The organism is Pseudomonas wadenswilerensis (assembly GCF_024749185.1).
Lineage (GTDB): Bacteria > Pseudomonadota > Gammaproteobacteria > Pseudomonadales > Pseudomonadaceae > Aquipseudomonas > Aquipseudomonas wadenswilerensis.
The window spans coordinates 3,895,930-3,922,792 of the sequence record NZ_CP087191.1 but is presented as its reverse complement, the minus strand read 5'-3'; the positions used below and the strand labels follow the sequence as shown (position 1 = coordinate 3,922,792).

The 26,863-nt window shown below is 62.3% G+C and carries 26 protein-coding genes and 3 pseudogenes; 12 read left to right on the top strand and 17 right to left on the bottom strand.

Annotation, left to right across the window (positions count from 1 at the left end):
• Positions 1-13: 13 nt before the first annotated feature.
• Positions 14-460 (bottom strand): acetyltransferase, encoded by a 447-nt coding sequence (locus LOY45_RS17945; RefSeq protein ID WP_115086137.1) that lies wholly within the window; start codon positions 458-460, stop codon positions 14-16.
• A gap of 284 nt (positions 461-744) precedes the next feature.
• Between LOY45_RS17945 and LOY45_RS17940 the strand changes: the two genes are divergently transcribed.
• The 5 genes and pseudogenes from LOY45_RS17940 to LOY45_RS17925 all read left to right on the top strand — a co-directional run bounded on the left by LOY45_RS17940 (position 745) and on the right by LOY45_RS17925 (position 6,239).
• On the top strand, positions 745-1,407 hold the full coding sequence (locus LOY45_RS17940; protein ID WP_148708524.1) for a hypothetical protein: 663 nt from the start codon (positions 745-747) through the stop codon (positions 1,405-1,407).
• A 431-nt stretch (positions 1,408-1,838) separates the two neighbouring features.
• The gene (locus tag LOY45_RS17935) at positions 1,839-2,795 is read left to right on the top strand and encodes a LysR family transcriptional regulator (protein WP_115086139.1); all 957 of its coding nucleotides are present in this window, start codon (positions 1,839-1,841) and stop codon (positions 2,793-2,795) included.
• Positions 2,796-2,849: 54 nt separating this feature from the next.
• A pseudogene (locus LOY45_RS27050) lies at positions 2,850-3,164 on the top strand (PAS domain S-box protein); the annotation flags it as partial.
• Between the two features lie 360 nt (positions 3,165-3,524).
• Positions 3,525-4,472, top strand: a pseudogene (locus tag LOY45_RS27045) (methyl-accepting chemotaxis protein); the annotation flags it as partial.
• Between the two features lie 9 nt (positions 4,473-4,481).
• Positions 4,482-6,239 (top strand): putative bifunctional diguanylate cyclase/phosphodiesterase, encoded by a 1,758-nt coding sequence (locus LOY45_RS17925; RefSeq protein WP_233674013.1) that lies wholly within the window; start codon positions 4,482-4,484, stop codon positions 6,237-6,239.
• A 96-nt stretch (positions 6,240-6,335) separates the two neighbouring features.
• Here LOY45_RS17925 and arsH read toward each other — a convergent pair whose 3' ends face one another.
• From arsH to LOY45_RS17910, 3 genes are read right to left on the bottom strand one after another with little or no spacing between them, the layout of a single operon-like run.
• The gene (gene arsH / locus LOY45_RS17920; protein WP_100782374.1) at positions 6,336-7,028 is read right to left on the bottom strand and encodes an arsenical resistance protein ArsH; all 693 of its coding nucleotides are present in this window, start codon (positions 7,026-7,028) and stop codon (positions 6,336-6,338) included.
• Positions 7,029-7,039: 11 nt separating this feature from the next.
• Entirely contained in the window at positions 7,040-7,510 is a 471-nt protein-coding gene (locus LOY45_RS17915) for an arsenate reductase ArsC (protein WP_115086142.1), read from the bottom strand.
• An 11-nt stretch (positions 7,511-7,521) separates the two neighbouring features.
• Positions 7,522-7,866, bottom strand: coding sequence for a metalloregulator ArsR/SmtB family transcription factor (locus LOY45_RS17910; RefSeq protein ID WP_258578119.1), 345 nt, complete (start codon positions 7,864-7,866; stop codon positions 7,522-7,524).
• Positions 7,867-8,012: 146 nt separating this feature from the next.
• Between LOY45_RS17910 and LOY45_RS17905 the strand changes: the two genes are divergently transcribed.
• Positions 8,013-9,053, top strand: a complete 1,041-nt coding sequence (locus tag LOY45_RS17905; RefSeq protein WP_258578118.1) for a DUF1176 domain-containing protein — start codon at positions 8,013-8,015, stop codon at positions 9,051-9,053.
• 131 nt (positions 9,054-9,184) lie between these two features.
• On the opposite strand, the gene LOY45_RS17900 is transcribed toward LOY45_RS17905, so the two are convergent.
• The gene (locus tag LOY45_RS17900; protein WP_115086145.1) at positions 9,185-9,970 is read right to left on the bottom strand and encodes a sulfite exporter TauE/SafE family protein; all 786 of its coding nucleotides are present in this window, start codon (positions 9,968-9,970) and stop codon (positions 9,185-9,187) included.
• Between the two features lie 232 nt (positions 9,971-10,202).
• Positions 10,203-10,826, bottom strand: a complete 624-nt coding sequence (locus LOY45_RS17895) for a helix-turn-helix domain-containing protein (protein ID WP_010227048.1) — start codon at positions 10,824-10,826, stop codon at positions 10,203-10,205.
• A gap of 121 nt (positions 10,827-10,947) precedes the next feature.
• Here LOY45_RS17895 and LOY45_RS17890 point away from each other — a divergent pair, with 121 nt between their 5' ends.
• The 3 genes from LOY45_RS17890 to LOY45_RS17880 all read left to right on the top strand — a co-directional run bounded on the left by LOY45_RS17890 (position 10,948) and on the right by LOY45_RS17880 (position 13,611).
• On the top strand, positions 10,948-12,078 hold the full coding sequence (locus tag LOY45_RS17890) for an NAD(P)/FAD-dependent oxidoreductase (RefSeq protein ID WP_134061933.1): 1,131 nt from the start codon (positions 10,948-10,950) through the stop codon (positions 12,076-12,078).
• Between the two features lie 19 nt (positions 12,079-12,097).
• Positions 12,098-12,475, top strand: coding sequence for a RidA family protein (locus LOY45_RS17885; RefSeq protein ID WP_010227046.1), 378 nt, complete (start codon positions 12,098-12,100; stop codon positions 12,473-12,475).
• A gap of 71 nt (positions 12,476-12,546) precedes the next feature.
• On the top strand, positions 12,547-13,611 hold the full coding sequence (locus LOY45_RS17880) for a YkvI family membrane protein (protein WP_258578116.1): 1,065 nt from the start codon (positions 12,547-12,549) through the stop codon (positions 13,609-13,611).
• Between the two features lie 54 nt (positions 13,612-13,665).
• Here the strand turns inward: LOY45_RS17880 and LOY45_RS27040 are convergent, their stop codons facing one another.
• From LOY45_RS27040 to LOY45_RS17870, 3 genes and pseudogenes are all read right to left on the bottom strand, one after another.
• Positions 13,666-14,406, bottom strand: coding sequence for a methyl-accepting chemotaxis protein (locus LOY45_RS27040; RefSeq protein ID WP_412034235.1), 741 nt, complete (start codon positions 14,404-14,406; stop codon positions 13,666-13,668).
• Positions 14,407-14,568: 162 nt separating this feature from the next.
• Positions 14,569-15,552: pseudogene (locus tag LOY45_RS27035) on the bottom strand (cache domain-containing protein); the annotation flags it as partial.
• Positions 15,553-15,727: 175 nt separating this feature from the next.
• Positions 15,728-16,612 (bottom strand): LysR family transcriptional regulator, encoded by an 885-nt coding sequence (locus tag LOY45_RS17870; RefSeq protein WP_134061939.1) that lies wholly within the window; start codon positions 16,610-16,612, stop codon positions 15,728-15,730.
• Between the two features lie 123 nt (positions 16,613-16,735).
• On the opposite strand from LOY45_RS17870, the gene LOY45_RS17865 reads away from it, so the two are divergent.
• Positions 16,736-17,182, top strand: coding sequence for a PACE efflux transporter (locus tag LOY45_RS17865; RefSeq protein WP_115086150.1), 447 nt, complete (start codon positions 16,736-16,738; stop codon positions 17,180-17,182).
• Positions 17,183-17,191: 9 nt separating this feature from the next.
• On the opposite strand, the gene LOY45_RS17860 is transcribed toward LOY45_RS17865, so the two are convergent.
• The 7 genes from LOY45_RS17860 to LOY45_RS17830 all read right to left on the bottom strand — a co-directional run bounded on the left by LOY45_RS17860 (position 17,192) and on the right by LOY45_RS17830 (position 22,585).
• Positions 17,192-18,238 carry a hypothetical protein gene (locus LOY45_RS17860; protein WP_134061941.1) on the bottom strand — a complete coding sequence of 349 codons (1,047 nt, stop codon included), beginning with the start codon at positions 18,236-18,238 and terminating at the stop codon, positions 17,192-17,194.
• Positions 18,239-18,303: 65 nt separating this feature from the next.
• Complete coding sequence (locus LOY45_RS17855) at positions 18,304-18,681, bottom strand: DUF7079 family protein (protein ID WP_115086152.1); 378 nt, start codon at positions 18,679-18,681, stop codon at positions 18,304-18,306.
• Positions 18,678-19,124 carry a GNAT family N-acetyltransferase gene (locus tag LOY45_RS17850; protein WP_420832701.1) on the bottom strand — a complete coding sequence of 149 codons (447 nt, stop codon included), beginning with the start codon at positions 19,122-19,124 and terminating at the stop codon, positions 18,678-18,680. The genes LOY45_RS17855 and LOY45_RS17850 overlap by 4 nt, the downstream gene beginning before the upstream one ends.
• Before the next feature lie 111 nt (positions 19,125-19,235).
• Positions 19,236-19,922: a GntR family transcriptional regulator gene (locus tag LOY45_RS17845; protein WP_134061943.1), complete on the bottom strand. Its 687-nt coding sequence runs from the start codon at positions 19,920-19,922 to the stop codon at positions 19,236-19,238.
• Between the two features lie 16 nt (positions 19,923-19,938).
• Entirely contained in the window at positions 19,939-20,643 is a 705-nt protein-coding gene (locus tag LOY45_RS17840; protein WP_134061945.1) for a FadR/GntR family transcriptional regulator, read from the bottom strand.
• Between the two features lie 69 nt (positions 20,644-20,712).
• Positions 20,713-22,023 carry a C4-dicarboxylate transporter DctA gene (locus LOY45_RS17835; protein WP_038994418.1) on the bottom strand — a complete coding sequence of 437 codons (1,311 nt, stop codon included), beginning with the start codon at positions 22,021-22,023 and terminating at the stop codon, positions 20,713-20,715.
• Positions 22,024-22,270: 247 nt separating this feature from the next.
• Positions 22,271-22,585 (bottom strand): helix-turn-helix domain-containing protein, encoded by a 315-nt coding sequence (locus LOY45_RS17830; protein WP_115086155.1) that lies wholly within the window; start codon positions 22,583-22,585, stop codon positions 22,271-22,273.
• A gap of 266 nt (positions 22,586-22,851) precedes the next feature.
• On the opposite strand from LOY45_RS17830, the gene LOY45_RS17825 reads away from it, so the two are divergent.
• Positions 22,852-24,417: a methyl-accepting chemotaxis protein gene (locus LOY45_RS17825; RefSeq protein ID WP_115086156.1), complete on the top strand. Its 1,566-nt coding sequence runs from the start codon at positions 22,852-22,854 to the stop codon at positions 24,415-24,417.
• 22 nt (positions 24,418-24,439) lie between these two features.
• Complete coding sequence (locus LOY45_RS17820; protein WP_115086157.1) at positions 24,440-26,128, top strand: putative bifunctional diguanylate cyclase/phosphodiesterase; 1,689 nt, start codon at positions 24,440-24,442, stop codon at positions 26,126-26,128.
• Between the two features lie 103 nt (positions 26,129-26,231).
• Here the strand turns inward: LOY45_RS17820 and LOY45_RS17815 are convergent, their stop codons facing one another.
• Complete coding sequence (locus LOY45_RS17815; protein ID WP_115086158.1) at positions 26,232-26,630, bottom strand: hypothetical protein; 399 nt, start codon at positions 26,628-26,630, stop codon at positions 26,232-26,234.
• Positions 26,631-26,863 lie beyond the last annotated feature (233 nt).

Genomic DNA, 26,863 nt, shown 5'->3' with positions numbered 1-26,863 from the left:
ACCCAGGACCGTTTCAGGCCGTTGCAGCCGGCAAGCTCATGTGCAGCAACGGGAACGGTCGGCCTTCGCCATCCAGAGGGGAGCGGCCGGTTTGAACAAAACCGTAATGCAGATAAAACCCCACCGCCTGGGGATTTTGCTCGTTTACGTCAACGCTCATCGTATCGCGTGAACCGCGGGCGTAATCCAGTAGCGCTCGGCCAATGCCTTGCCCACGCAGGTCTGGATCAATGAAGAGCATTTCTACGTGCGTTTGATTGAGCCCAACAAAACCCAGTGGGCAGTCTTCAGTATCTACTGCAACCCATAACTCAACAGCGGGTAGGTAGACGTCGCGCAGTTGCGGGAGCAACGCGTCTATGTCGGACGCTTGCAGGAAGTGGTGAGTAGCGCGCACGGAGCGCAGCCAAATGTCGAGCAGTAGCGGGTAGTCGGCAGTATTAGCCTGACGAATGATCATAAAATCATCCTTGTACACTTGATATCGGAGATGGAGGCACGCCAGTGGCTAGCGACCGTATAAGTGTCGGCATCTGTATGACCGCTTCGCGAGTTAACGCCTGGGCAGTGCACGGCAGAGGTAGCCGAAAAGGAGGGGCGAAAAAATTACTGAGTCTCTTTCGATGTGTCAAGAAAACTGGACGCTTGGGAGGCGTCAAGGAGCAAGGTTGGGACATCAGTGCTCAGGATGCGATAGCATTGAGCCATTAACGAAGATTTTGCTCACCTGCAAGGGAATGTCTGATGTCGAAACAAATGGGTTCTCTCGGATTGGCGTTGGCCATGACCCTCGGAGCCAGCTCGTCGGCAATGGCCGAAGAAAAGCTGTTCAAGGATTTTGCCTTTGACTCGCCACGGTCAGCCTATACCGAAGCCAAGGGCTATTACGACTGCTCGGAAGATCTTCTCGCTCCCGCCATGTGCAAGGATGATGTGGACTTTATCGGCCACAAATTTACCCTGGCCCTGGTGTTTGCAGGCGGCAAACTGAACACGGTTTCGCTGATCAGTGACTTTGATCAGGAGATCTACACCAACGCCATGACAGCACTGAACAAGACGTTCATGTTGAGTTCGATGTCGGACGCCAACACGCAATTGGACTTGATCGAGCTGGCGAGCAGTGCGCGCAATCGCGACGACTACTTGACCCGGTACACCCGCTATGAAGAAGTGGGCGTTGCGGCGGGGGATTTCACCTATACCTTCCTTGAAGGGGCCGATACCTCGAAGAAATACACCAGTGTCCCAACCTTGCTAAATGGCTCTGCAGATAACATCCGCTGCGCCGAGCTGATGCTGACCGGTGAGGGGGCTGACTCGGCGCTGTACATCCGCTTCTCCTTCCCCAACCTGGAGATGGAAAAAGCCGAAGCGGCGGCGCAGAAGCCGGTCGAATCCTTCTGACCGTCAACGCCAGACCAAACCCCGCCCCAAGCGGGGTTTTTCATGCCTGGCGGAAAGTAGAAGTATTAAGTTCTGCAGATATTCCAAGTTGTTATAGTTGAGTTCATTATTTTTATTTCTACTTTCAGTGCCCTGCTTATACGCTGGTTGGAATAACAAAGCCGTCGCTGCCTTGCTGATGTCTGAAAGTATGTTATGCTCGGAAAATAACTCCCGCCGCACACTTTCTCCTTACCTATTTTTCTCACCTAAATTGATGATCTACATCAGTTTTTCGCTCGCCTGCGCCCTCTATATTGAATTTAAAGGAATGAATAACTCTCCCCGCCACGCTGCGAAGTTTTGGTGTGAAAGTTTATAAAACAATAAGGAATCGCCCGTTAGGTTGAGTGCTGTTACGCAGTGCACTCGATCATCATCCGGTGTTACCCATGAAGTCGACCGTTGTCTCTGTTGCCCGCAAACTCAAACTCTATCAATTGGTGGTCTTCGACCAGGTGCTGCGCAGCGGCTCGCTGGTGGGCGCGGCCCAGGCGTTGAACCTGACCCAGCCGGCGGTGACCAAGATCATTCACGAAATGGAAGCCTTCCTCGGCGCCGCCTTGCTGGTGCGCGGCAACCGCGGGGTGCGCGCCACCGAGTTGGGCGGGGTGGTGGTGCGCCGGGCCCATGCCATGCTCACCGAACTGCGCAGCCTCACCGATGAGGTCAACGCCTACCACAGCGGCACCACCGGCCAGGTGATGGTCGGTTCGCTGACCTCGTCATCGGCCTTGCTGTTGCCGCATACCCTGCGCTTGCTCAAGGAGAGTGCGCCGGGGGTGCTGGTGACGGTGCGGGTCGGGCACATGGACCAGCTGTTCTCAAGCCTGCTGGCCGGTGAGCTGGATATTGTCGTCGGGCGCATCCCGGACGATTGGCGCTGGCATGAGTACGAGCCGCGGCTGAAGGTCGATGTGCTGTGCGAGGAAGGGTTGTGCATCGTAGCCGGCGCCGAACACCCGCTGCACGCCAGCGGTCGACCGGTGAGCCTGGCCGAGCTGCATCCGTTCCCGTGGATTCTGCCGCCGCGCAGCGGCCTGCTGCGGCGCACCGTCGACCGTCTGTTCGAGGAGCTGGACCTGGGTCCACCGGCCAATGTCATCGAATCGATTGCGGCCCTGACCAACTACGAACTGATGCAGGACCAACAGACCGTCGGCTTCTTCCCCCTGCAAACCACCCAGCAGTTGGCTCATGGCGGCAAGCTCAAGGCGTTCGACCTCGGCAAGCCATTGAGCTTCGGCCGTATCGGTTGCTTCTACTCGGCCAATCGCAACCTCGACCCGGCCAGCCGGCTGTTCCGCGAATGCCTGACCCTGGCCAATCGGCCCAATGCGCAAAATTAACCCGCTATTCCATATCGCTATAGCTGAAGCCGCTCTATTCATGAGGTATGGCTAATGGCCACACCTACAATGCGGGTACCGATTGATCCCGCAATAACGGATACCCAGCGCATGAGAAGCAATCTGCCGGTCACCCAGCAGGAAGTCATCTTCCAGAACGAACAGCGGCTGATTTCTGCCACCGACCTGCACGGCAACCTGACCTACTGCAATGATGAGCTGGTGGCCATCAGTGGCTTCAGCCGTGACGAACTGCTGGGCAGCCCGCACAATATCGTCCGTCACCCGGACATGCCGGAGGCGGTGTTTGCCCACATGTGGTCGTACCTCAAGGACGGCAAGAGCTGGATGGGCATCGTCAAGAACCGTTGCCGCAATGGCGATCACTATTGGGTCAGCGCCTATGTCACGCCGATCCTCGAAGGGGCCGTGGTGGTGGGCTACGAGTCGGTGCGGGTCAAGCCGCAGCGTGCCGATATCGAGCGCGCCGCCGCGCTCTATGAGCGTATGCGTACGGGCAAAAAAAACTGGAACCTGAAAGGCCTGGCACAGGTGTTGAAGGAACAGGCACTGGCGCCCGTGGCGCTGGGTGTGCCGGGCCTTGCCGCGGTGATCTACCTGGACACCTGGGCTGCCCTTGGTGTGCTGGCCTGTGGCTTTGTCGGCATGCAGGTGGCCGCCCACTGGAATCTGCAGCACAAGTTCGCCCTGGCCAGGCGCGCCACCGGCGACAGTTTCGACAGCGAGCTGATTGCCCGCACCTACACCGACGAGCAGGGCGCTGTAGCGCAGTTGATGATGGCGCTGATCAGCGAACAGGCCAAGGTGCGCACGGCCTTGAGCCGCTCAGGCGACTATGCGCAGAAGACTGAAAGCATGGCCGGCGAAAGCGGCAAGCTGGCCCAGGCCTCCGAGTCGTCGCTGCAACGCCAGCGCGATGAAACCGACATGGCAGCCACTGCCATGACCCAGATGGCCGCATCGATCTCCGAGGTGTCGACCCACATCCACGACACTGCCCGCGAAGCCGACGACGTCAACCAGCTGACTCGCGTAGGCTCTGAAGAGGCTGGCAAGACCCGTCTGGTAATCGAGAAACTGCAGGACACGGTGAACCAGATCAGCCAGTCGGTGGAGAACTTCGCCGACGAAACCCAGTCGATCCAGATCGCCTCGAACATGATTCGCCAGATCGCCGACCAGACCAACCTGCTGGCCCTCAACGCCGCCATCGAAGCGGCGCGGGCCGGCGAGCAGGGCCGTGGGTTTGCCGTGGTCGCCGATGAGGTACGGGCGCTGGCGTTCAAGACCCAGGAGTCGACCGAAACCATCCAGACCATCATCCAGTCGCTGCACAGCGCTGCCAACCAGGCGGTGGATATCGCCCGCCAGGGCAGTGACGAGGCCCATGCCGGTGTCGATCAGGTGATCGCCACCCAGAACGCTCTGGAAGGCATCGGCGTGGCGGTCGAGCATATCCACCAGATGACCGAGCAGATGGCCGCCGCCTCCGAGCAGCAGGCCCATGTCGCCGAAGACATCAGCCGGCAGATCACCACCATCGCCCAGGTCTCGGAGCAGAACGTCGATATCGCCGCCAGCTCCGCGACCATCGGCCGTGAGCTTGAGCACACGGCGCATGAGATGTATGCGCTGGTGGACCGGTTCAACCGCTAGGCCGCGATCATGACCCGAGAAGATTTCGACAAGCTCGCGGCCAACGCCGAGCGCGAGCTGACCAGCATTCCCTATGCGATTTTCGAAGCCGCCGCCGACGCTATTGTCATCACTGATGAGTGGGGGCGGGTGCAGGCAATCAACGCGGCCGCGCAGAAATTGTTCGGCTACAGTTTTGCCGAACTTGCCGGCGCGAATATTGCCCGGCTGATGCCCAGGGCCTACGCCGAGCGTCATGATCAGTGCCTGGCGTCCTACCGCGCCGGCGCCGGGCGCAAGCTCAATGGCCTGGTGCGCGAGCTGCTCGGCAAGCGCAAGGACGGTTCGTTGTTTGACCTGCACGTCAGTGTCGGCGAGCTGTTGCTAGGCGGCCGGCAGTTGCTGATCGGGGTCTGCTATGACATCAGTGAGCAGTTGCAGATGCATCGGCGCATCAACCACCTGGCCAGCCACGACACCCTGACCCATTGCATGAACCGCAGCGCCCTGCATGAGCGCCTGCAACAGGAGATCGCCCTGGCGGTAGCCCATGTGCAGCAACTGGTGCTGGTGTTCATCGACCTCGATGGATTGAAGAACATCAACGACAACCATGGCCATTACGTCGGTGACCGTGTGCTGGTCGGCGTCGCCGAGCGCTTTCGCCAGTGCCTGGCCGGCATGGGCCTGCTGGCCAGGGTCGGCGGTGACGAGTTTGTCGTGGTCGTGCGCCAGCCATTTGCCGAGCAGGGCGGCATGAGCCTGGCCACGCGCCTGTTCGACTGCCTGCAGGCACCGCTGCGGATCGACGGCATGGCCCTGACCGTGCGCGCGAGCCTCGGGGTCAGCACCTGCGCCAATTGCCCCGAGGGCGTAATGCCGGCGCCCGATCAACTGATCATCGATGCCGACTTTGCCATGTATCAGGCGAAGAAGGCCGGCGGTAGTCGCATCGCCTGTTTCAACCCGGCCATGCGCATCACCCAGCACCGCGAACAGCAGCGTCTGGAGCGCTTGCGCCAGGCTATCGAAACTCAGCAGCTGGAGCTGCATTACCAGCCGCAGTTCGGGCTGGCCGACCCGCAACGGATCACCGGGCTTGAGGCCTTGCTGCGCTGGAACGACGGGGCCAATGGCCCGGTGTCGCCCGAGGTGTTCATCCCCCTGGCCGAGCAGAACGGCCTGATGTCAGCGCTCAACGCCTGGGTGGTTACACGGGCATGTGCGGACAACCGTGCGCTGATCGAGGCCGGCCTGCTGGACGTACCGGTGGCGGTGAACATGAGTGGCTATTCGTTCATGCAGTGCGATTTTGTCGCCAAGCTTACGGCCATCCTCGAGCGCAGCGGCCTGCCGGCCAACCGCCTGGAAATCGAGGTGACCGAAACGGCCGCGCTCAAGGATATCGAGCAGGCCCGGCAGAACGTTTTGCTGTTGCAAGGTATGGGCGTGCGGGTGTCGATCGATGATTTCGGTACTGGCTATTCATCGCCCAGTACCTTGCGCGCCTTGCCGTTCGAGAAGCTCAAGATCGACCGGGTGTTCATCAGCGAGGTCCAGGGCAACCCGATTGACCAGGCCATCGTCAAAGGCTACCTGATGCTGGCCGAGAGCTTGAGGATCCAGGTGGTGGCCGAGGGCGTGGAGACCCGCGAGCAGCTGGATTACCTCAAGGCACAGGGGTGCAGTTTCGGTCAGGGTTTCTGGTTCTGCCGACCGTTGCCGATGGACAGGTTGCTGCAGTTTGTCATGGGGCGTGAGCGGGCCGGGTGTCGGCTGGTCAGATAGCTGTGGCAAGGCTTGTCTTGACTCGATCATCCCCTGCACAACGGCAATGAACTCACCTGGAAAAGGACTTCCCGACACCTTCCTGCAGGCCGCCGTTCAGATCGAACGCTGGCCAACCCGCTGTGACAACGCCTCTGCCGATTCCTTGCGCTCGGAGTAGCGGTCCACCAGGTAATCGCTACGCCCGCGCAGCAGCAGGGTGAACTTGACCAGCTCTTCCATCACGTCGACCACGCGGTCGTAGTAGGCCGAAGGTTTCATCCGGTCGTTACCGTCAAACTCCAGCCAGGCCTTGGGTACCGAGGACTGGTTGGGGATGGTGAACATGCGCATCCAGCGCCCCAGTACACGCAGCTGATTGACCACGTTGAACGACTGCGAGCCGCCACACACCTGCATCACCGCCAGGGTCTTGCCCTGGGTCGGGCGCACTGCACCCATGGCCAATGGCACCCAGTCGATCTGCGCCTTGAACACCGCCGACATGGCGCCGTGACGCTCCGGCGAGCACCACACCTGGCCTTCGGACCATTGCATGAGTTCGCGCAGTTCGACGACCTTGGGATGGTTGTCGGGCGCGTCGTCAGGCAGGGGCAGGCCGCTGGGGTTGAAGATCCGCGTTTCGGCGCCGAAGTGTTCGAGCAGGCGTGCGGCTTCCTCGGTCAGCAGGCGGCTGAACGAGCGTTCGCGGGTTGAGCCATAGAGCAGCAGGATGCGTGGTTTGTGTCCGTCATGTGCGGCGTTGGCCGGGATCAGGTCGAGATCGAGATTGGGTAGGTGGTCGCTCATTGGGGCTCCGTTTACAAAGTGCCGATGCGGTCGATTTCAGCCTGGAGCTGGTCGCGGCTCAGGCGCTCGAAGGGCAGGGAGAGGAAGGTTTTGCAGCGCAGCTCTATGTGCGCCAGGGAGGCGTCGAAGGCGGCATCGAGCTGGGCTTCGCTGCCATGGACTTCGGAAGGGTCTGCCAGGCCCCAGTGGGTTTTCAGTGCCGGGCCGAAGTACAGCGGACAGGCTTCGCCAGCGGCGTTGTCGCAAACGGTGATGACAATGTCCGGCGGGTTGTTGGCGAAGGCGTCGTTGCCTTTGCTGGTCAGGCCGCGGATGTCGATACCCGCGCGTTGCAGGGTCGACAGGCTGCGAGGATGCACCTGGCCCTTGGGAAAACTACCGGCGCTGACCGCTTCGAAACCGGCCGGAGCCAGGTGATTGAACAGCGCCTCGGACAGGATGCTGCGACAGCTATTGGCAGTGCACATGAACAGGACTCGCATGGGACAACTCCTTAGCAGCAGCTTGCACGGGCAGGGCGATCACCCATGCCGTCGAGACGGGTGCTGTCGGCGTCGAGCCACTGGCCATTGGTCTCAAGGGTCAGTTGCAGCACTTCCCTCACCCAGGTCGGCAGTTGCGGGTTGAGCCGGTAATACACCCACTGGCCCTGACGGCGGTCGAGCAACAGGCCGCAGGTGCGCAGTTGGGCCAAATGCCGGGAGATTTTCGGCTGGCTGTCGTCGAGCGCGCACATCAGCTCGCACACGCACAGCTCGCCTTCGCGAACGATCAGCAGCGTGGCGCGGGCGCGGGTTTCATCGGCCAGGCATTTGAACAGGGCGGCAGGGGTAAGCATCGAATCGACCCGAGGGTAATATGTGGAAAATCGAATATACGGATATCCGCATATATATGGCAAGCCCGATGTGCTAACCGGCCAGCAGCTCCCCGATCAGGATGCCCAGCGGTAGAATGCGCCGCTCACCTGAAACGGAATTCATCATGACCGCACCGCTGCATGCCGCCTTTCTCTCCCTGCTGGCCTTGCCTGGCGCTACCCAGGCCGCGCCCGCAGAACCGGTACCGCTGTACCAGCCCCTCAAGGACTGGGTGGTGGGCTGTGACAACACCCGCGAGTGCACGGCGCTGGCGGCCGATACCAGGGCCGACATGCCGCTTGGAGTCCAGGTGGTGCGAGGGGCTGGCAGCGATGGCCAACTGCAGGTGACGATTTACAGCAGGAGCTCGCTGGAGGGGCCGTTACAGCTCGATGGCAAGCCGCTGGCGCTACCGTTGAACGAGGCACAGGCCAACGGCGTGGTTTACTGGCACGCCAGTGGCGAGCAGGCCATGACCCTGCTCAAGGCCTTGCGCAATGGTTCGCAGCTGACCTCGCAGAGCAATGATGGCCAGCTCGGCAGTTCTCTCAACGGTCTGAGTGCTTCGTTGTTGCTGATCGATTCGGTGCAGGGGCGGGTGGGGCATCGCAGTGCCTTCGTCCGCCCAGGTGTGGCGTCGGACAGCGCCGTGCCGCCGGCGCCGGCGCTGCCGAAGCTGGCGCCATTTGTACGCCCCGAACCGATGGGCGAAGCAGAGGCCAGGCGTATTACCGAGGTGGTCATGGCGGCCACCGCAGGCGACTGGCGCGATCCTGACGCGGACTGGACACCGGACAGCGCCCAGGCTTATGCCTTGAGCCGGGATACTGCGCTGGTCAGCTTTCGTTTCGGCTGCGGCGCCTACAACTGCGAATATGTGCTGTACACCACTTCGCGGGCTCACCCCGAGCAGGCGAAGGCGTTGCAGTTCGAGAATATTGCCGGGCAGGAGCAGTGGGGCGATTTCGGTGGTTCGGTGGGTTATGACCCGGACACCGGCGTGCTCAGCAGTTTCATCCTGGCCCGAGGCATAGGCGATTGTGGTGTCGACCAGAGCTGGCGTTTCGATGGTGAGCGCATGCAACTGCGCTCGCTGGCGCGGATGGGCAGTTGCAGCGCCAGCTGGCCGGACAAGTGGCCGGTGCTGTGGCGCACGCAGGATTGAACCTTGGGGCTACGGCGTAGCCCATCGCCGGCAAGGCCGGCTCCCACAGGGGGTGATGTCGCCTGCTACCCCTGTGGGCGCTGGCCTTGCCAGCGATTAAGTGCGTAGCACTCGTAGATCAAGCGACACACTCAGAACGCCAGCTTGTAGCCGATCATCAGCAGCATGCCCGCCAGGCAAGGGCGCAGGATGCTGTCGGAAATCCGTCCGGTCAGGTGGCTGCCCATGTAGATGCCCGGCAGCGAGCCCAGCAGCAGGTAGCCGAGCAGCGACCAGTCCATGTTGCCCATGCTCGCATGGCCCAGGCCTGCGACCAGGGTCAGTGGCACGGCGTGGGCGATTTCGGTGCCGACCAGGCGGCGGGTAACCAGGTAGGGGTAGAGCAGGAACAGCGCCACGGTCCCCAGGGCGCCAGCGCCGATGGAGGTCAGCGAGACCATGACGCCGAGCACCACACCGGTGGCTACGGTCAGCAGGTTGAGGCTGGTGCCGCTCAGGTGATAGCGGTCGCCGGCATGTTTGCTGGCGAATGCCTGGAGTTTGCTTTTGAACAGGATGGCCAGGGCAGTGAGGACCAGAACGACGGCCAGGCCTTGCTTGATGATGGCGTTGGCGGCCTGGGTGTCGGCGTCCAGGCTGGCGAGGAACCACAGGGTCAGGGCTGCGGCCGGGACGCTGCCGAGGGTCAGCCAGCCGGTGATTTTCCAGTCGATATTCTTGTTCTTGCCGTGGACCCAGACGCCGCTGGCTTTGGTGATGGCGGCGTAGAGCAGGTCGGTGCCTACGGCGGTGGCGGGGTTGATGCCGAACCACAGCAGGATCGGGGTCATCAGGGAGCCGCCGCCGACGCCGGTCATGCCGACGATGAATCCTACTACCAGGCCTGCAAGGGTAAAACCGAAAGAACCTACATCCATAAGTAACCTAAACGCCCAACGTGCCCGTGATCGGATGGCAGCCAGCATAAAGGTTTTTTTATAGCTAAATAGACTAGTTCGTTATTAGGTTATAACTGTGTGAGGTGTCGGGAGGGAGAAGACTATCCGTTTGCCAGGGGACAGCTCCAGCAAAAATGCTTGCCCCACCAGGGCGCTACGCTGCTCTTGTGGGAGCGGGCTTGACCCGCGATGCGATATCACAGGCAGCGCATCACCGATCCGTCATCACCACCATCACATGCGCATCCCCGCCATCTTCCGTCTCCGACAGATAAATATGCCCGACATTGCTGTTGAAGTACGCCGTCTCCTGCGGGCCAATGCTCACGGCTTCACCCGTCTCGAACACAATGCGCACGCGCCCGCTGAGCACCAGGGCAAATTCCTGCCCCGGGTGGCGGATGAATTCATCGAACTGTTGCCGCTCGCGGGCGATGATCCGCGCATACATTGGCGTCATCAGCCGCTCGGGAAATTCCCCGGCGATCGGGTGGTAGTCGTAGGTCCCAGTGCTGTAGCCGGGCGCTGTGGGCAGGGAGTTGACCACCACCGTGGTCGGCACCGGCATATCGCTCACGCCTGAAGCGCGAAACAGCTGGGCAATATCAACCTTCAGCGCCCGCGCCGCCGCCGCCAGTTTCTCGTAGCTCACCGAGACCTGGGCCAGTTCCATTTTCGACAGGGTCGACACCGGTACCCCGGACAGCGCTGACAGTTGCTTGAGCGTCAGTTGCTGGGCCTTGCGTACGCTACGCAGGCGCGCTCCGACTTCGGCGCGGTCAATCAGTGGCAGCGCACCAGGGCGGTCGTCGGCAGGGGAGCGGTCGGCACTCATCAAGCATCTCGGTCAGACAAAACGGACCCGCATCTTACCGTGGCGGCTTGCATAATCCGAAATTCTCATATATTAGAATTCTCACAAATGATAATTTCACTGCGCAGGCGATTGCACGGCTATGACAGAGACCTTCGATATCGTGATCATCGGCGCCGGTATTGCCGGCGCTTCATTGGGCTATCGCCTGGCTGACGGACAACGGGTGCTGATGCTCGAGCGCGAAGCCCAGGCCGGTTACCACTCCACAGGGCGCTCGGCCGCGATGTTCATGGAGGCTTACGGCACACCGCAGATCCAGGCGCTGACTCGCGCCAGCCGGGCCTTCTATGAGTCGCCGCCGCCAGGCTTCTGCGAGCATGCGCTGCTGGAGCCGCGGGGCTGTCTGTATGTGGCGACGCTGGAGCAACAGGCGCTGCTCGACAGCACCTATGCCCAAAGCCTGGCCAACGGCACCGAGGTCACCTTGCTCGACCGCGATGGGGCGCTGGCGCTGGTGCCGAGCCTGCGTGCCGAGGTATTGGCCGGAGCAGTGCTGGAGCCCGGTGCCATGGACCTGGATGTGCATGCGCTGCACCAGGGCTTTCTGCGCGGTTACCGCCAGGCCGGCGGCCAGTTGCGGTGCAACGCCGAGGTGGTGGAGGGCCGCTATCACGAGGGCCACTGGCACCTGAGCCTGGCCGACGGCAGCGGCATTCAGGCCCGCCAGGTGGTCAATGCCGCGGGCGCCTGGGCCGATCGCATCGCTGCGGTCTGTGGTATCCAGCCCATCGGCCTGCAGCCGTGCCGACGCTCGGCGTTTACCTTCGAAGGCCCGCAGGACCAGGCCTTCAGCCGATGGCCAGCGGTGATCGGCGTCGATGAAAGCTTTTATTTCAAACCCGATGCCGGGCAGTTGCTCGGCTCGCCGGCCAACGCCGACCCGGTCGAGCCCCAGGACGTGATGCCCGAAGAGCTCGACGTGGCCATCGGCATCTACAACATCGAAGCCATCACCACCCTGGCGATTCGCCGGCCCAGCCATACCTGGGCCGGGCTGCGTTCGTTCGTTGCCGATGGCGACCTGGTGATCGGCCGCGACCCGCAGAATCCGGCGTTTTTCTGGCTGGCGGCGCAAGGCGGTTACGGTATCCAGTCCGCCGCTGGCGCTTCGCAACTGGCGTGCGCGCTGCTGCTTGAGCAGCCGCTTGCAGCAACCTTGAGCGCCGAAGGGGTCGAGCCGCAACGCTTGTCCCCGGCGCGCTTTCGTTAACCCCCGAAGGAGATTTCCCATGAGCTCAACTATCCAGCGTATCCCCAGCCACCTGCCGTATCCGTTTTCCAAGGCGGTGAAGGTCGGCGGCTTTCTGTTCCTTTCCGGGCAGATCCCCATGCGCGCCGACGGCGAAGTGGTGCGTGGCGACATTCAGGTTCAGACCCGGGCCGCTCTGGAACGCATCGGCGAAACCCTGGCCGAATGCGGCGTCGGTTTCGATCAGGTGATCAAGGCCACTGTGTGGCTGTCCGACATGGCCCATTTCGCTGGTTTCAACGAGGTGTACAAAAGCTTCTTCGCCAACGGCTACCCGGTGCGCTCCACCGTCAGTGCCGGCCTGGCCCTGGGCGTGGATGTCGAGATCGAGGTACAGGCCTGGATCGGCAACGACTGAGTCAGCAAGGCAACACTGGGTAAAAACAACAACAAGGCCCGGGCAGGGCCATCGATACCAGAGGGTTGGAAATGAAAGAGCAGCTGAAAATTGCAGGCGCCTTTATCGGCGTGATCGTTGGCGCGGGTTTCGCCTCGGGGCGGGAGCTGTTGCTGTTCTTTGTCGACTTCGGCCTCTGGGGCCTGCTCGGGGCGCTGGTCAGCGCAGCGTTGTTCACTTTCCTCGGCATGGCCCTGGCCGGGCTGGGCAATCGCTTGCAGGCGGCCTCGCACAAGGATGTGGTGTATGCCATCTGCGGGCGCCACTTGGGCTTGTTAGTCGACCTGTTGATCACCTTCTTCATGTTCGCGGTCACCGTAGTGATGCTTGCTGGCGGTGGGGCCTTGCTGGAACAGCAGTTCGCCATTCCGGCGCTGGCCGGTAGCATGCTGGTCACCGTGCTGGTGGTGGCGGTGGTGTGCCTGGATGTGCAAAAGGTGATCCTGCTGATCGGTGCGGTGACGCCGTTTCTGATCCTCATCGCCACGGCCATTGCCTTGTACGCGGTGTTCACCCGCGAGCTGAGCTTTGCCGCCCTGGACCAGGTGGCCAGCCAGCAGGAGGCGGGTACCAGCCACTGGTTGCTCGGTGCGTTCCTGTACGTGTCGTACAACATCGTCGCCGGTGCGCCGATCCTGGCGATTCTCGGCGGCTCGGCACACCTGGAGAAGACCGCGATCTGGGGCGGGATTCTTGGCGGTGCGGCCTTGGGCGGGCTGATGTTGGTGATGAGCGCAGGGCTGCTGTCACGCCTGGATACCGTCGCCGATCTGCCGATGCCGATGCTGTCGATTGCCAGCGAAATTTCCCCGGCACTGGGCGTGATCATGTGCGTGATCATCTTCGGCATGATCGTCAACACCGCAGTGGGCACGTTGTATTCGTTCCTGGCGCGGCTGTTGCCGGCGGGCACCCGCAGTTTTCGTCTGGGCTCGGTGGCGGCGGGAGTGGCGGCGTTTGTCTGCAGCCTGATCGGCTTTATCAGCCTGGTCGGCCAGGTCTATCCGTTCTTCGGTTACCTGGGCTTCGTGCTGATGCTGGCGGTATTGATCGGCTGGTTGCGCCTGGGGCGGGCCAAGCGGGTGCTGGCGGTGTAGCGGGGAGGGGTAAAGCAAAGGGGCCGCAAATGGCCCCTTTGTTGTTTACGCGTGTCAGATCTTGAAGCTGTCGACCAGTTGCTTCAGGCGCCCGGCCTGCTGGGCCAGGGCATCGCAATGACGCAGGGTGTCATTGAGGTTGGCCACGCCTTGCTGGTTCAGCACGTTGATCTGGGTGATGTCCAGGTTCAGGCTTTCGACCACGGCGGTCTGCTCTTCGGTCGCGGCAGCCACCGACTGGTTCATGCCGTCGATCTCGCCGATGCGCTGGGTCACGCTGCTCAGGCGCTCGCCGGCCTGGTTGGCGACCAGCACGCTTTCTTCGCTGGAGACCTGGCTGGCGTTCATGTTGTGCACCGCCTCGCGGGAACCGACCTGCAGGGTGGTGATCATCTTGTGGATTTCTTCGGCCGACTCCTGGGTGCGGTGGGCCAGGTTGCGGACCTCGTCGGCAACCACGGCGAAACCACGCCCGGCTTCACCGGCACGGGCCGCTTCGATGGCAGCGTTGAGCGCCAGCAGGTTGGTCTGCTGGGAGATGCCCTTGATCACGTCGAGGATCTGGCCGATGTCATCGGTGCTGGCGTTGAGGGTTTCGATCTGCTCGCAGGATTCGCTGATCTTCTGCGACAGCGAAGTCATTGCCGAGATGGTTTCCTGCACCACCTGACGACCGTCGTTGGCCTGCTCGCTGGCGCCGCTGGCGTGTTGCGAGGCGTCGGCGGCGTTGCGGGCGATTTCTTGGGTGGCGGCGCCCAGCTCGTTGATCGCTGCGGCCACGCTGTTGGTGCGCATGCTTTGTTCTTCGGACCCTGTGATCGAGGCGTTGGAGGCGCTCATCACACGCTCGGACAGGTCGTGAACCTGGCGAGTGGCCGAGGACACTTCGGCAATCGAGGCATGAATCCGCTCGACGAACTGGTTGAAGGCACCGGCCAATTCACCGAACTCGTCCTTGTTCTCGACGACCAGGCGGCGGGTCAGGTCGCCTTCGCCCTGGGCGATGTCCTGCATGGCACGGCCCATGGTGGTCAGCGGACGCATCAGCACTGGAATCAGCAGGCTCAGCAGGCCGGCGATGGCAGCCACGGCGATCAACATGGCGATGATGGCCGAGGTGCGGAACTGGCTCAGACCTGCGTAGGCCTTGTCACGGTCGATCGACAGGCCGATGTACCAGTCAGCCGTCGGCAGACCGCTGACCGGGGCGAAGGAAATGATCCGGTCCTGTTTGTTCAGGGTCACCTCGTGGGTGCCCGGGGCGATATGCAGGTTGCTGCCCGGGTAGATGTCCTTGAGGTTCTTCATCACCTGGTCTTTGTCCGGGCTGACGATCACCTGGCCGTTACGGTCGACCAGGAAGGCGTGGCCGATACCGCCGAAGTCCACGGCATTGATGATGTCGACCAGGGTTGCCAGGCTCAGGTCGCCGCCGACCACGCCGAGCAGCTCGCCGTTGGCCTTGCTCTTCACCGGCATGCCAATGGTGACCACCAGGCCGCCGACCGCGGCCATGTATGGCGGGGTCAGCATCGTCTGGTTGGCGGTCACGGCAGCGGTGTACCACGGACGCTGGCGCGGGTCGTAGCCGTCGGGCATCTTCGCGTCCGGACGCTGGGTGAACACGCCGTTGGACTGGCCGACATAGGTGAACTGGAAGTTGCTGGTGTACGAAGGCTGGTCGACCAGCCCCGGGAGGTCGGCGTTGGCGCCCTGGTGGGCGACGTCCTGGGCGAGGTTTTCCAGGACCAGGATGCGTCCGCTCATCCAGTTCTGCACACTGCTGGCGGCCAGCGCGCCGGCCTGCTTGACCGACGAGTCGATGTTCTGTCGGATGGTGCTGCGTTGCAGATAATCGTTGTAAAGCGTGAACAGTGCAAATGCCAGAACCACGACGCCGCAGGCGCACAGCAGGATCTTGTGGCGAAATTTCAGGTTCATGTTCCGAGACCTTGTGCCAGTAAAGAGGAGTGCCGAGCGGCGCTTTTGGCGTGTGCTCGTACCTATCCAGACGGGTATCGGCCGCGAAACTGAAAAATTGATAGGAAGTTTTGCCGCAGGGGCTGACAGGATTTTCCTACGGCCTGCTCTGGCGTGCGTGTTGCAGCCCGGTGCGTTACTGCACGCCCAGTAAACGCACCAGTTCCTGGGCGGCTTTTTGCAGCGGCTGGTGCTGGCGCCAGAACGCATGCACCGGCAGTTGCAGCTCGTTGCGGGTGTTGCTGAAATCCAGGCGCACCAAGCGTCCCGCGCCCAATAAAGGCGCCACGCGCGACAGCGGGAAGTCGCCCCAGCCAAGGCCGGCTTCGACCATCTCGATGGCCATGGCCAGGCTGTCGGTGCGCCAGTGCGCCTTGCCGATCAGGGCGCGGGTGTCGCTCAGCGGCAGGTCGCGGCTGGCTACCAGGATCTGCCTTACGTTGGCCAGGTCTTCAAGGTAGACGATTTGCCGTGGGCGTTGCTGCAGGGCCGGGTGCTGTGGGCCGATGCAGGCCACCAGCGATTCCATGCCGATGTTCTGAAAGCGCTGCCGGGCGTCCACCGCCAGCCCGGCAAAGGCCAGGCACAGGCTGACGCGGCCGTCGTGCAGCAGTTGCAGGGCATCTTCCTGCGGGGTCGTCAGCACCTCGACATCCAACAGGGGATGACGCTCGCTGATGGTTCTGATCGCTGCCAGCAGGCGCGTGTGGTCGATGTCTGGCACCACGCTGATGCTCAGGGTGCTTTCCAGCCCCTGGGACAACTCCAGTGCATGCACCTGCAACTGCCCGAGCTGATTGGCGATCATCCGTGCGTGGGGTTCCAGGGCCTGGGCCATGGCGGTGGGGCGGGTTTCCCGGTGGGTGCGTTCGAACAGGGTGAAGCCCAGCTCCGCTTCGAGGTTGCCGATCGCCATGCTCACTGCCGAAGGCACTCGGCCCAAAGCCCGGGCGGCGGCGGAAAACGAGCCGCGGTCGAGCACGGCGAGAAATAGTTCAATGTTGTCGCTGGAAAAGTTCATGGCAATCTCCTGTCAGTCAATCTGATAGCTGCTGACTTTGGCTGTCAAGAAGATTGACGCATGCTTGCCCGCCTCAGCTGCCCTGAAGGGCGGCGTTTTTACGGCAAAACCGAGGTTAGCAACGTGCAAGGTGTCAAACGCAAACTGGTCTATGTGACCGCCTATGAACTGATCGGCCTGTGCATGTCGACCCTGGGCCTGGCCTACCTGGCCGACAGCGCGCCGAGCAATACCGGGCCGCTGGCGGTAATGATCACTACCATCGCCATGGCCTGGAACTTCATCTACAACACGCTGTTCGAGTACTGGGAAAGCCGTCAGGCCAAGCGCGGTCGAAGTGTTGCCCGGCGGCTGGCGCATGCGATCGGCTTTCAGCTGACCCTGGTGGTGTACTTGATTCCGCTGATTGCCTGGTGGCTGGACATGAGCCTGCTTGAGGCCTTTGTCGTCGACCTGGCCTTTATCATTCTCATCCCGTGCTACACCTTCATCTACAACTGGCTGTTCGACCGGATCTTCGGCTTGCCGACCTCGGCCCAGGCCCAGCCGGACAATCGCGTCACCGCGTAAACCGCGCCTTTATTGGGCGGGCAGGGTGATCACCTGGGCGGCGGGCTGTGGCTCGCGCTCGGGGCCTTCGGCGGCCAGCAGGCTGTCTTCTATCTCCCCCGACAGGTAGTAGACCCCGGCCATGGCGCCGGTCTTGCGGTTCTCCATCAGTTCGCGCCATTCCTCGTTCAGTGCCACGTTGAGGATCACTCGCAGCTGCTCGATCATCGCCGGTTGTTCACGGTTGTGGGTCATGACGCCGATACCGGTTGCCGCCAGGGAAATCACCGTGCCCGCCGCGCGACCGACGGCCGCCGCCACTGCGCTGGCAATGCCCCGTGGCGCCAGGGTGGCGCCGAGCTTTTCACTGGCTTGCCGGGCGACCGATGACAAGCCGATGTCCGAGCGCTGGGTGCCGGCGCGCACGGCACTGTGCATGCGTTTGATCAGCGCCGCATAAGCGGGTTGCTGCTCCAGCGGTTTGCTGTACAGCAGTTGATGAAGCGAAGCGTTGTTATTGGCCGGTGGCCCGAGGCCGATGGCCTGGATCCGCGTCAGGTGCAGGTTGAACTGCTCGGGTGGCGCGCGGTAGCGCTGGGCAATCTGCTGCAACTGCTGGCCAAGCAGCTGGATATACAGCTCCATGGCCCGGTCGCGAATGGCTTCGGGGTCGATTTCCTTGGCCACCGGGTCCAGCACCCGCTCGTGGTACTGCTGCTGCAGGTACAGGGCCAGGCGTTTTTCCGGCGGGTCCTTGCCGTCGCCGCTGTTCATCTTGTACCAGGCCACTTTCATGGTCAGCCATTGCTGGGTCCAATAACCGGTGAACCAGGGGATGAAGTCGCTTTCGGTGTACTGCTGCACACGCTCCTTCCACACCCGCATGGAGCGCCGGGCATAGTCGTTGACCGAACTGGTGGTGGCCAGCGACGCGTCGATGATGTCCCGGTCGATCTGTTGCCAGGTCGCGGCGCTGACCGGGATGGGCGGCAGTTCCGGGGCCTTTTGCCGTGAGCCGCAGCCGCCCAGCGCCAGTAAAAAGGCGAGCAACAGGGCGATGAGCGGGGAACGCGGCATCAACTCGCAGCCCCCTTGTGGTTTGGGAAAGGTCGAACGCGGTGGTTACTTGAGTATAGGTGCCGTCACTCGGGCTGCTGTTCGGCCTCGGCCTGATCCAGCGCCTCGACGATCTCTGCCCAGATTTCCCGGCAGAAAAACCACACCCAGGTGGCGTTCAGCACGCGGTCAATATGGCGCCGCCACCAGCTGTCGCGGCGGGCTTGCAGGGATTGCTCGATCTCCTCGTGCAGCCAGGTTTCGTCGAAGCCGGTCCAGATCGGCGGCACTGGCGTCATGATGTTGCTGTAGCAGGCGGGGGCGACTTCGCTGTAGAAGATTTCTTTCAGCAGCTCGCGGTCAAAGCCAACGAGGTGGCGGGCGATCCAGAGGTATTCGATGTGGGTGTCGACGAACGCATCGGACATCGCCACTTGCACCTGGCGGCGCTGCTGCGGCGTCATTTGAGGCGCAGGTGCAGCAGCGGGTAGGGGTTGCCCTGGCCATCGCGGGCCGAGCGGCCTACTTGTTCGAAGCCTTGCTTGAGATAAAAGCCGACGGCCTGGGGATTTTGCTCGTTGACGTCGACTTCGCGCACGGCCAGTTCGCTGATTACTTGCCTGAGCAAGGCCTTGCCGACGCCCTGGCCGCGCGTTTGCGGATCGACGAAAAGCATTTCCAGCTTGCCTTTGCTGACCCCGGCAAAGCCGCGGATCTGGCCCTGGTTGTCGTGCCAGGCACGCAGCTCGACAGCGGGCAGGTAGTCGTTGAGGATCAGCGGGCGCAGCTGGTCGACGTAGCCTTCGGGCAGAAAGTCATGGGTGGCGCGTACCGAGGCTTCCCAGACGGCAGTCAGGGTCGGGTACTGGTCGGGGTCTACCGGGGTGATCCTTTCGTTCATCAGCATGCTCATCTATGTGTAGGAGCGGGCTTGACCCGCGATAACGTCCTGTCTGCCACATCGTATCGCGGGGCAAGGCCCGCTCCTACACCAGACCGCTGTTCCCGGTGAAAATCCTCAATCATCCAGGTCGAGCTTGGCCTCGATATGGTCCAGATGCTCATGCATCAACGCCAACGCGGCCTCGCCATTGCCGTCCTCCAGCGCATCGATAATCGCCGCGTGTTCCTGCCAGGCACAATGGCTGCACGGCCGTGCTTCGTACTGGGCAATGATCAGCGAGGTTTGCGGTACCAGGCCGTTGAGAAAACGCGCCAACGGCACGTTGTCGGCCATTTCCGCAAGTTTCAGGTGAAACTCGCCACCCAGGCGAATCGCCGTGCAGCGCTGACCTTGCTCATGGTGCTGACGCTCGCGGGCCACCAGCTCGCGCAGTTGGCGGATCTTCGCCGGTCGTGAACGTTTGGCCGCCAGGCTGATCAGGGTGGTTTCGGCCAGGCGCCGGGCGCTGAGGATCTGCCGCGCATGCTGTGGGTCGGGTGCGGCCAGGCGCGCGGTGTGGCTTGGGCGCTGGACGATCACCTGTTGATCCGACAGGCGCCCGAGCACCCGGCGGATCACCGTGCGGCTGACCCCGAAGGCATCGCCAAGCGCTTGTTCGGTCAAGGCGCTGCCAGGGGCCAGGCGCTGTTCGAGGATGGCATCGAACAGGCGCGGGTAGATCTGCTCGGCCGACAATCGGCGCTCACCCTGGGCGAGCAGCGAGGGCAGGGCGGTGTCATGGGCGTGGGCGCTGGCGTTCATGGTCGCACTCCTGGGGTCAGTTGCCCGGATGATCGTCCGGGATGTTCAGTTCGATACCCATGCGCCGGCCTTCCTGTAGGATATGGTGGCGCATCTGCGCGCTGGCCTGGGCGCTGTTCTTGTTGCGGATGGCGCGCACCACCGCTTCGTTTTCCTCAAGTCTTGCCGCCAGATGCTCGGGCGAATTGCGCAGCACTGCGGCGCTTTGCTTGAGGGCATTGCTGGTCTGTTGCACCACACTCTGGAAGATCGGGTTGGCGGTCAGGGTGAACAGCTCTTCGTGGAAGGCGATGTAGGCGTTGACCCCGGCTTCGCTGTCTTCGGCCTCAAGCGCTTCGCGCATGTCCATAAGGGTCAGGCGCAACTGGCCGATTTCCTTGCTGCTGATCGACTGTGCCACCAGGCCGACGATGAAGGGTTCGAGGGTGTAGCGCAGTTGCAGCACGTCTTCCAGGCTGGCCTCGGCGACACCGCTCTGGGGCATGGCGGTTTCTGCCGCATCGGCGTCCAGCACCAGCACGCCCTTGCCTGGCATCGAACGCACCAGGCCGAGGGTTTCCAATACGGTCACCGCTTCACGCAGGCTCGGTCGGCTGATGCCCAGTTGTTCGGCCAGTTCACGCTGGCCCGGAAGCATGTCACCGGAACGCCACTGGCCGCGGGCCAGGGCCTGGCGGAGTTTTTCCACCACTGAGTTCACTACTGTCGATGAAGTAATCATTGTTCACTCCATGAGAACACTTGCATGGTTTGCTCCTGTGGCCGGCAGTGGGGCTGCCGGCCCTATTGCTCAGAACTCTTGTTGATGGGCATTCGGGGTCTTGCGCTGGGCAAAGCCGAAGCCCTGTTTACCCGACAGCACATTGTTGGCCCGCTCCATGTCGATATCGCCTTCCCAGCGGCCGATGGCGACGGTGGCCACGCAGTTGCCGATCAGGTTGGTCAGCGCCCGGCCGATGCCCATGAACCAGTCCACCGCCAGCACCAGCACCAGGCCGACCACCGGGATCGCCGGGATGGCAGTCAGGGTCGCGGCCAGGATTACCAGGGCGGAGCCGGGGATGCCGTGGGCGCCCTTGGAGGTGATCAGCGACACCAGCAGAATGGTCAGCAGGTCGGTCATGGCCAGCGGTGTGCCGGTGGCGTTGGCGATGAACACGATCGCCAGGGTCAGGTAGATCGAGAAACCGTCGAGGTTGAACGAGTAACCGGTAGGAATCACCAGGCCTACCGTCGAGCTGCCGATGCCCAGGTGCTCGAGCTTGCGCATGATCTGCGGCAGCACGGCGTCGGAAGAAGCGGTGCCGAGGACGATGGTCAGCTCTTCGCGCAGGTACTTGATGAACGGCAGGATCTTCAGCCCCGACAGGCGCATCACGGTGCCCAGGATCAGCAGCACGAAGCCGGTGCAGGTCAGGTAGAACAAGGCGACCAGGCCGCCCAGGTGCTGCAGCGATTCCAGGCCATATTTGCTGGTGGTGAAGGCAATGGCGCCGAATACGCCGATGGGTGCCAGGCGCACGATCATGCCCATGATGCGAAAGATGATATGGCTCAGTTCGTTGATCAGCCGCGAGATGCCCGAGGCCGCTTCACCCACCAGGTTCAGGGCGCTGCCGAACAGTACCGAAAACAGCAAGACCTGGAGGATGTTGTTGTCGGCAAAGGCACCGACCACCGAGGTCGGAATCAGGTCCATGAGGAACGCGGCAGTGCCGTGGATGTGCTGGCCGCGTTCGGCCAGGTTGCTGGCTTCGCTGCTGGCCAGTTGGTCCAGGTGAATGTTGGCGCCGCTGCCGATGCCGGAGGTAAAGGCGAATACCAGGCCGATCACCAGGGCGATGGTGGTCAGGATTTCGAAGTAGATCACCGATTTCAGGCCGATGCGCCCGACCTTTTTCAGGTCGCCGGCACCGGAGATGCCGCTGACCACCACGCAGAACACGATCAGCCCGATCAACATCTTGATCAGCTTGATGAAGCCGTCACCGAGGGGTTTGAGTTGCAGGGAAACTTCAGGAAAGCTCAGGCCGCAGGCTATGCCTAGCACAAGGCCCAACACCACTTGGAGGAAGATCGAACGCGAGCACCATTTGAGCATGGGAGGGATCTCTGGTCGGTGTCCCTGCTTCGATGCCACGAGGGGCGAAAGAGCGGAGGACTTAATTATTGTGGTCTTACCGGTATGTCCAGTGCGGGGTCAGTGTAGGCGCGAATTTTTCAGCTTTGCAAGGGGTTTTCGGTCGAAAGGGCAAGAATTGGCTTTACCGGTCTGACCAGTTGAGGTGCAATGCGCGGGCAGAAAAAAGCGGCAGGTTCAGCCTGCCGCTTTTTCCGTGTTGCCGGGACTAAGGCTTGGACAAGGCCAGGTCTACCGCCGCAATCAGCTTGCCCAGGTCCTGGCGTGGGGCCTTGTGAATGACACCAAAGAGGTAGGCACGTTGCTCGTCTTCGTCGTCCTGCTCGGCGAAGAAGGCTTTGAGTTTGATGCCCAGTACCTCGGCAAAGGTCAGCAGGGCTTCCACGCTGGGAGTGTAGGTGCCGGTTTCGAAGCGACTGATGGTCTTGGGGTCAAAACCGGTTTTCTCGCCAAGTTCAGCCTGAGTGAGCCCGGCTACCTTGCGGTAGCGTCTGATGGCCGAACCCAAACTTGAAATTGTCATCGCTTAATTCCCATTTAGAATCAAGAACTTAACGATATCTATCCGCAAGAGACAACGCCACAATTCATCACCTTTGTTTGCATAATGTGATGTAATTCGTAGAATTGATCGTTTGGACAGGTCAAAAGCCATCGAGTTTCAACCGGGGTGAGCCAGCTGAGACTCTTCAGCAAAGCACCCCTGCAGAAGGCTGATCTCGGTGTCGGACGAATGGTTTGTGCGCTGCACAGGACAACCTGGCAGACCACTGCAAATGGAGTTTTATCGTGCGTCTCAACATGCCGGTCACCTCGGTCGAACAGACTTTCGGCGAGGATCAGCGGCTTATTTCCGCCACCGACATCGCCAGCAACATCACCTACTGCAATGCCGAATTCGCCGCTATGAGCGGATTCAGCCAGGCCGAGTTGATCGGTAGCCCGCACAACCTGGTCCGCCACCCGGACATGCCGCCGGCGGTGTTTGCCCTGATGTGGCAGTACCTCAAGGCCGGCCAGAGCTGGATGGGGATCGTCAAGAACCGCTGCAAGAACGGCAACTTCTACTGGGTCAGCGCTTATGTCACGCCAATACTCGAAGACGGCCGCCTGGTCGGCTACGAGTCGGTGCGGGTCAAGCCGAGCCGCGAGCAGGTGCGCCGCGCCGAAGTACTCTATGCGCGGTTGCGTGAAGGCAAGCCGGCGGTCTCGGCCGGGCGCCGTCTGGCCCAGTTGAGCCAGGTGATGAGCCTGCCCCTGGCTGCCGGCGCGCTGGCAGTGGCGGCCAACCAGGCGCTGCCGGGCTGGCCGGGCCAGGGCATCACCCTTGGCCTGTTCGCGATGATCGGCCTTTGGGCCCATAACCGGTTGGGCCGCCAACTCGGGCAGATCGTGGCGTGCTCGAACAACACCTTTGCCGATCAGATCAGCGCCCTGACCTACAGCGATCAACTGGGCCCGGCGGCGCAGTTGCAGATGATCCTGATCAGCGAGGAAGCGCGGCTCAAAACCGCGCTCACCCGCCTGAGCGACCTGGCCACGCAGATGGCCGAAGCCGCCAGCGATTCCAGTCGCCTGTCCAGCAGCACCGAAACCGCGTTGCTTGAACAGCGCGCCGAAACCGACATGACCGCCACCGCCATGACGCAAATGGCCGCGTCCATCGGCGAGGTGGCCGAGCATGTGCAGCAGACCGCAGTCCAGGCACAGACCGCCAACCAACTGGCCGAGCAGGGCAGCCAGGTCGCCGGCACCAGCCGCGAGGCCATCCAGTTACTGGCCAATACTGTCAGCCAGATCAACCAGGCGGTCACCCACCTGGCCGGGCAGACCCAGGACATCATGCTCGCCGCTGAAGTGATCCGCGCGATTGCCGAACAGACCAACCTGCTGGCACTTAACGCCGCCATTGAAGCGGCCCGCGCCGGCGAGCAGGGTCGTGGCTTTGCCGTGGTCGCCGATGAGGTTCGCGCCCTGGCGGCCAAGACCCGGCATTCGACCGTGCAGATCCAGGGTATCATCGAGAACCTGCGCAGCGGCGCCGACGAAGCGGTGAGCATCGCCAGCCTCGGCATCCACGAGGCCGAGCAGGGCGTGGCCCAGGTGCTGGAGGCGCAGCGCGCCTTGCAGGGCATTCGTGCCGCCGTCGAGCGCATCAGCGACATGAGCCAGCAGATGGCTGCCGCCTCGCAAGAACAATCCTCGGTGGCCGAAGAAGTCTCCGAGCAGATCAACAACGTTGCCAGCACGGTGCAGGCCACCGCGCGCAACGCCAATGCCGCGGCCAGCCGCGGCACCGAGCTGGAAAGCATTTCTTCGGGCCTGCGGGCCCTGGTCGAGCGTTTCAATCGCTAACCACCAGGGTGCAGAGGAATTCATGGACGATAACTACCGCGCGGCTGTCGATGCCGCCGCGATCTTTTCCGAAACCGACCTCAGTGGCCGGATCACGTACGTCAACGAGCAGTTCTGCAGCATCTCCGGCTACAGCCGCGAGGAACTGCTGGGGGCCAATCACCGGATCCTCAACTCCGGCCTGCACGGCCCGGAATTCTTCATCGGCATGTGGCGCGCGCTGGTCGCCGGGCGGGTGTGGAAGGGCGAGATCTGCAACCGGGCCAAGGACGGTTCGTTGTACTGGGTCGACAGCACCATGGTGCCGTTGATTGATCCGGCCACTGGCAAGGTGCGCAAGTTCGTCTCGATCCGCTTCGACGTCACCGAGAAACGCCAGCTGCTGCACACCCTGCAATGGCGGGTGGGCCACGATGTGCTCACCGGTCTGCCCAATCGTGCCTATCTGTCCGACCTGCTCAACCAGGCCCTGGAGTTCTCGCGCAACGAGGACATTCCGCTGGCCGTGTGCATGCTCGATCTGGATGGCTTCAAGGCGGTCAACGACGGTTACGGTCATGCCAGCGGCGATCTGCTGCTGGTCGAAGTGGCCACGCGCCTCAAGGGCATCCTGCGCGGTGGTGATGCCGTGGCGCGGTTGTCGGGCGACGAGTTCGTGCTGATTTTGCGCCATGTGCAGAACCCGGCGCATTTGCAGGCGGCGCTCGACCGGGTGCTGACCGCGATAGCCGCGCCTTACCAGATCCGCGACCAGGAGATTCGCGTCAGCGCCAGTATCGGCGTGACCCTGTTCCCCCAGGACAACGAAGACACCGACACCCTGGTGCGCCACGCCGACCAGGCGCTGTACGTGGCCAAGCAGAGCGGGCGCAATCGCTTCCACCTGTTCGACGTGTCGCTGGACCAGGAGGTCAAGGCTACCCACCAGACCGTGGCGCGCCTGCGCCAGGCCCTGCACAAGGGCGAGCTGTGCCTGCACTACCAACCCAAGGTCAACATGCACAGCGGCGCGGTCATCGGCTTCGAAGCGTTGCTGCGCTGGCAGCATCCAAGCAAGGGGTTGGTCATGCCCGGCGATTTTCTGCCGCAGGTCGAGCAGACCGACCTGATCGTCGAGATCGGCGAATGGGTCATCGATCAGGCCATGAGCCAGATGCAGCGTTGGCAGGCGCTGGGTCACCAGTGGCCGGTCAGCGTCAATATCGCCGCCCGCCATGTGCAGCGTGATGACTTTGTCGAACGCCTGAAGTTGTTGCTGGGCCGTCATCCGGATGTAGCCCCGGCCATGCTCGACCTGGAAATCGTCGAGTCGGTCGCCATTGAAAACATCCAGCGCGTCAGCCAGTGCCTGGAGGCCTGCCAGCGCCTGGGCGTGCAGTTCTCCCTGGATGATTTCGGCACCGGCTATTCGTCGCTCAGCTACCTCAAGCGCCTGCCGACGCGGACCATCAAGATCGACAAATCCTTCGTCCGCGACATCCTCCACGACCAGGACGACCTGGCCCTGACCCGCGCCGTGATCGGCCTGGCCCGGGCCTTTGGCCGCCAGGTGATCGCCGAGGGCCTGGAGACGGTCGAGCATGGACAATTGCTCATGGGCCTGGGTTGCGACGTCGCCCAGGGCTACTGCATCGCCCGGCCGATGCCGGCTGAGCAGGTGATCGACTGGGTTGCCGATTACCAGCAACCCCTGCAGTGGCAAATCCAGTAGGGGCGGGCCTGGAATCCTCTCCTACCAGCGCTGGTCCTCTGTGGGAGCTGGCTTGCCAGCGATCGAGCGCGCAGCGGTCGCACGCCAGGCGACGCCGGGCTCACTAGTACCTCCCCAACTGTACCAAGCCGGCGCCGATCATCAGCCAGATGCCGCCTACAAGCGTCAACCAGCAAGACACCTTCATTCGGCGCTGCAGGTAGGTAGGAAGCTCGTGAATTTCTTCCACTTCAAGGACCCTCCTGCCAATGCCGGTGCTCGGCCAAGCTAGCGCGCCACTGATAGATGCAACCACCAGGGTGCGTGACATAACGCCCCTGCGTCCCCATAGCTGAATTTGTTGCTCCAGCCCGCGATTGTTCTGCAGCGCTGTACACATAACCTCGAAATGTCGTGAGCAGGCGATATGCACGTCGATGGCAACGCCGGATAACGCGATAACGAAAGGCGCCAGGCCGAATCCGATCTGGGCGTTCAGGGGCCAGGTATTGATATCTATCATCGCTGTGCCTCATAGATGCATTCAGGCAAAGAGGCCCGGAACCTAGCACCGACAATCTCGACCTGGCGCACCGCTGGGCGGAATCGGAAACATCCCACAAATATCTATGCGCTGCCCCTGTGGGAGCGGGCCTTGCCCCGCGATCGAGCGCGCAGCGGTCGCAATCCAGGCGACGCTGGGTTGCGTTATTTACGCATTCTTTATGCCCGGCCCAGGCTCTCGATCTCGCCCCT

Excerpts from the sequence above, each read along its gene's own strand:
- LOY45_RS17885 (WP_010227046.1), top strand. The coding sequence starts at position 12,098 with ATGAGCTCAACTATCCAGCGTATCCCCAGCCACCTGCCGTATCCGTTT.
- LOY45_RS17945 (WP_115086137.1), bottom strand. The coding sequence starts at position 460 with ATGATCATTCGTCAGGCTAATACTGCCGACTACCCGCTACTGCTCGAC.
- arsH (WP_100782374.1), bottom strand. The coding sequence starts at position 7,028 with ATGAGCGACCACCTACCCAATCTCGATCTCGACCTGATCCCGGCCAAC.
- LOY45_RS17925 (WP_233674013.1), top strand. The coding sequence starts at position 4,482 with ATGACCCGAGAAGATTTCGACAAGCTCGCGGCCAACGCCGAGCGCGAG.
- LOY45_RS17855 (WP_115086152.1), bottom strand. The coding sequence starts at position 18,681 with ATGACGCCGCAGCAGCGCCGCCAGGTGCAAGTGGCGATGTCCGATGCG.
- LOY45_RS17940 (WP_148708524.1), top strand. The coding sequence starts at position 745 with ATGTCGAAACAAATGGGTTCTCTCGGATTGGCGTTGGCCATGACCCTC.
- LOY45_RS17840 (WP_134061945.1), bottom strand. The coding sequence starts at position 20,643 with ATGATTACTTCATCGACAGTAGTGAACTCAGTGGTGGAAAAACTCCGC.
- LOY45_RS17850 (WP_420832701.1), bottom strand. The coding sequence starts at position 19,124 with ATGCTGATGAACGAAAGGATCACCCCGGTAGACCCCGACCAGTACCCG.
- LOY45_RS17830 (WP_115086155.1), bottom strand. The coding sequence starts at position 22,585 with ATGACAATTTCAAGTTTGGGTTCGGCCATCAGACGCTACCGCAAGGTA.
- LOY45_RS17900 (WP_115086145.1), bottom strand. The coding sequence starts at position 9,970 with ATGGATGTAGGTTCTTTCGGTTTTACCCTTGCAGGCCTGGTAGTAGGA.
- LOY45_RS17815 (WP_115086158.1), bottom strand. The coding sequence starts at position 26,630 with ATGATAGATATCAATACCTGGCCCCTGAACGCCCAGATCGGATTCGGC.
- LOY45_RS17835 (WP_038994418.1), bottom strand. The coding sequence starts at position 22,023 with ATGCTCAAATGGTGCTCGCGTTCGATCTTCCTCCAAGTGGTGTTGGGC.
- LOY45_RS17860 (WP_134061941.1), bottom strand. The coding sequence starts at position 18,238 with ATGCCGCGTTCCCCGCTCATCGCCCTGTTGCTCGCCTTTTTACTGGCG.
- LOY45_RS17870 (WP_134061939.1), bottom strand. The coding sequence starts at position 16,612 with ATGAACTTTTCCAGCGACAACATTGAACTATTTCTCGCCGTGCTCGAC.
- LOY45_RS17935 (WP_115086139.1), top strand. The coding sequence starts at position 1,839 with ATGAAGTCGACCGTTGTCTCTGTTGCCCGCAAACTCAAACTCTATCAA.
- LOY45_RS27040 (WP_412034235.1), bottom strand. The coding sequence starts at position 14,406 with ATGCGCACCAACAGCGTGGCCGCAGCGATCAACGAGCTGGGCGCCGCC.
- LOY45_RS17820 (WP_115086157.1), top strand. The coding sequence starts at position 24,440 with ATGGACGATAACTACCGCGCGGCTGTCGATGCCGCCGCGATCTTTTCC.
- LOY45_RS17910 (WP_258578119.1), bottom strand. The coding sequence starts at position 7,866 with ATGCTTACCCCTGCCGCCCTGTTCAAATGCCTGGCCGATGAAACCCGC.
- LOY45_RS17905 (WP_258578118.1), top strand. The coding sequence starts at position 8,013 with ATGACCGCACCGCTGCATGCCGCCTTTCTCTCCCTGCTGGCCTTGCCT.
- LOY45_RS17880 (WP_258578116.1), top strand. The coding sequence starts at position 12,547 with ATGAAAGAGCAGCTGAAAATTGCAGGCGCCTTTATCGGCGTGATCGTT.
- LOY45_RS17895 (WP_010227048.1), bottom strand. The coding sequence starts at position 10,826 with ATGAGTGCCGACCGCTCCCCTGCCGACGACCGCCCTGGTGCGCTGCCA.
- LOY45_RS17890 (WP_134061933.1), top strand. The coding sequence starts at position 10,948 with ATGACAGAGACCTTCGATATCGTGATCATCGGCGCCGGTATTGCCGGC.
- LOY45_RS17845 (WP_134061943.1), bottom strand. The coding sequence starts at position 19,922 with ATGAACGCCAGCGCCCACGCCCATGACACCGCCCTGCCCTCGCTGCTC.
- LOY45_RS17915 (WP_115086142.1), bottom strand. The coding sequence starts at position 7,510 with ATGCGAGTCCTGTTCATGTGCACTGCCAATAGCTGTCGCAGCATCCTG.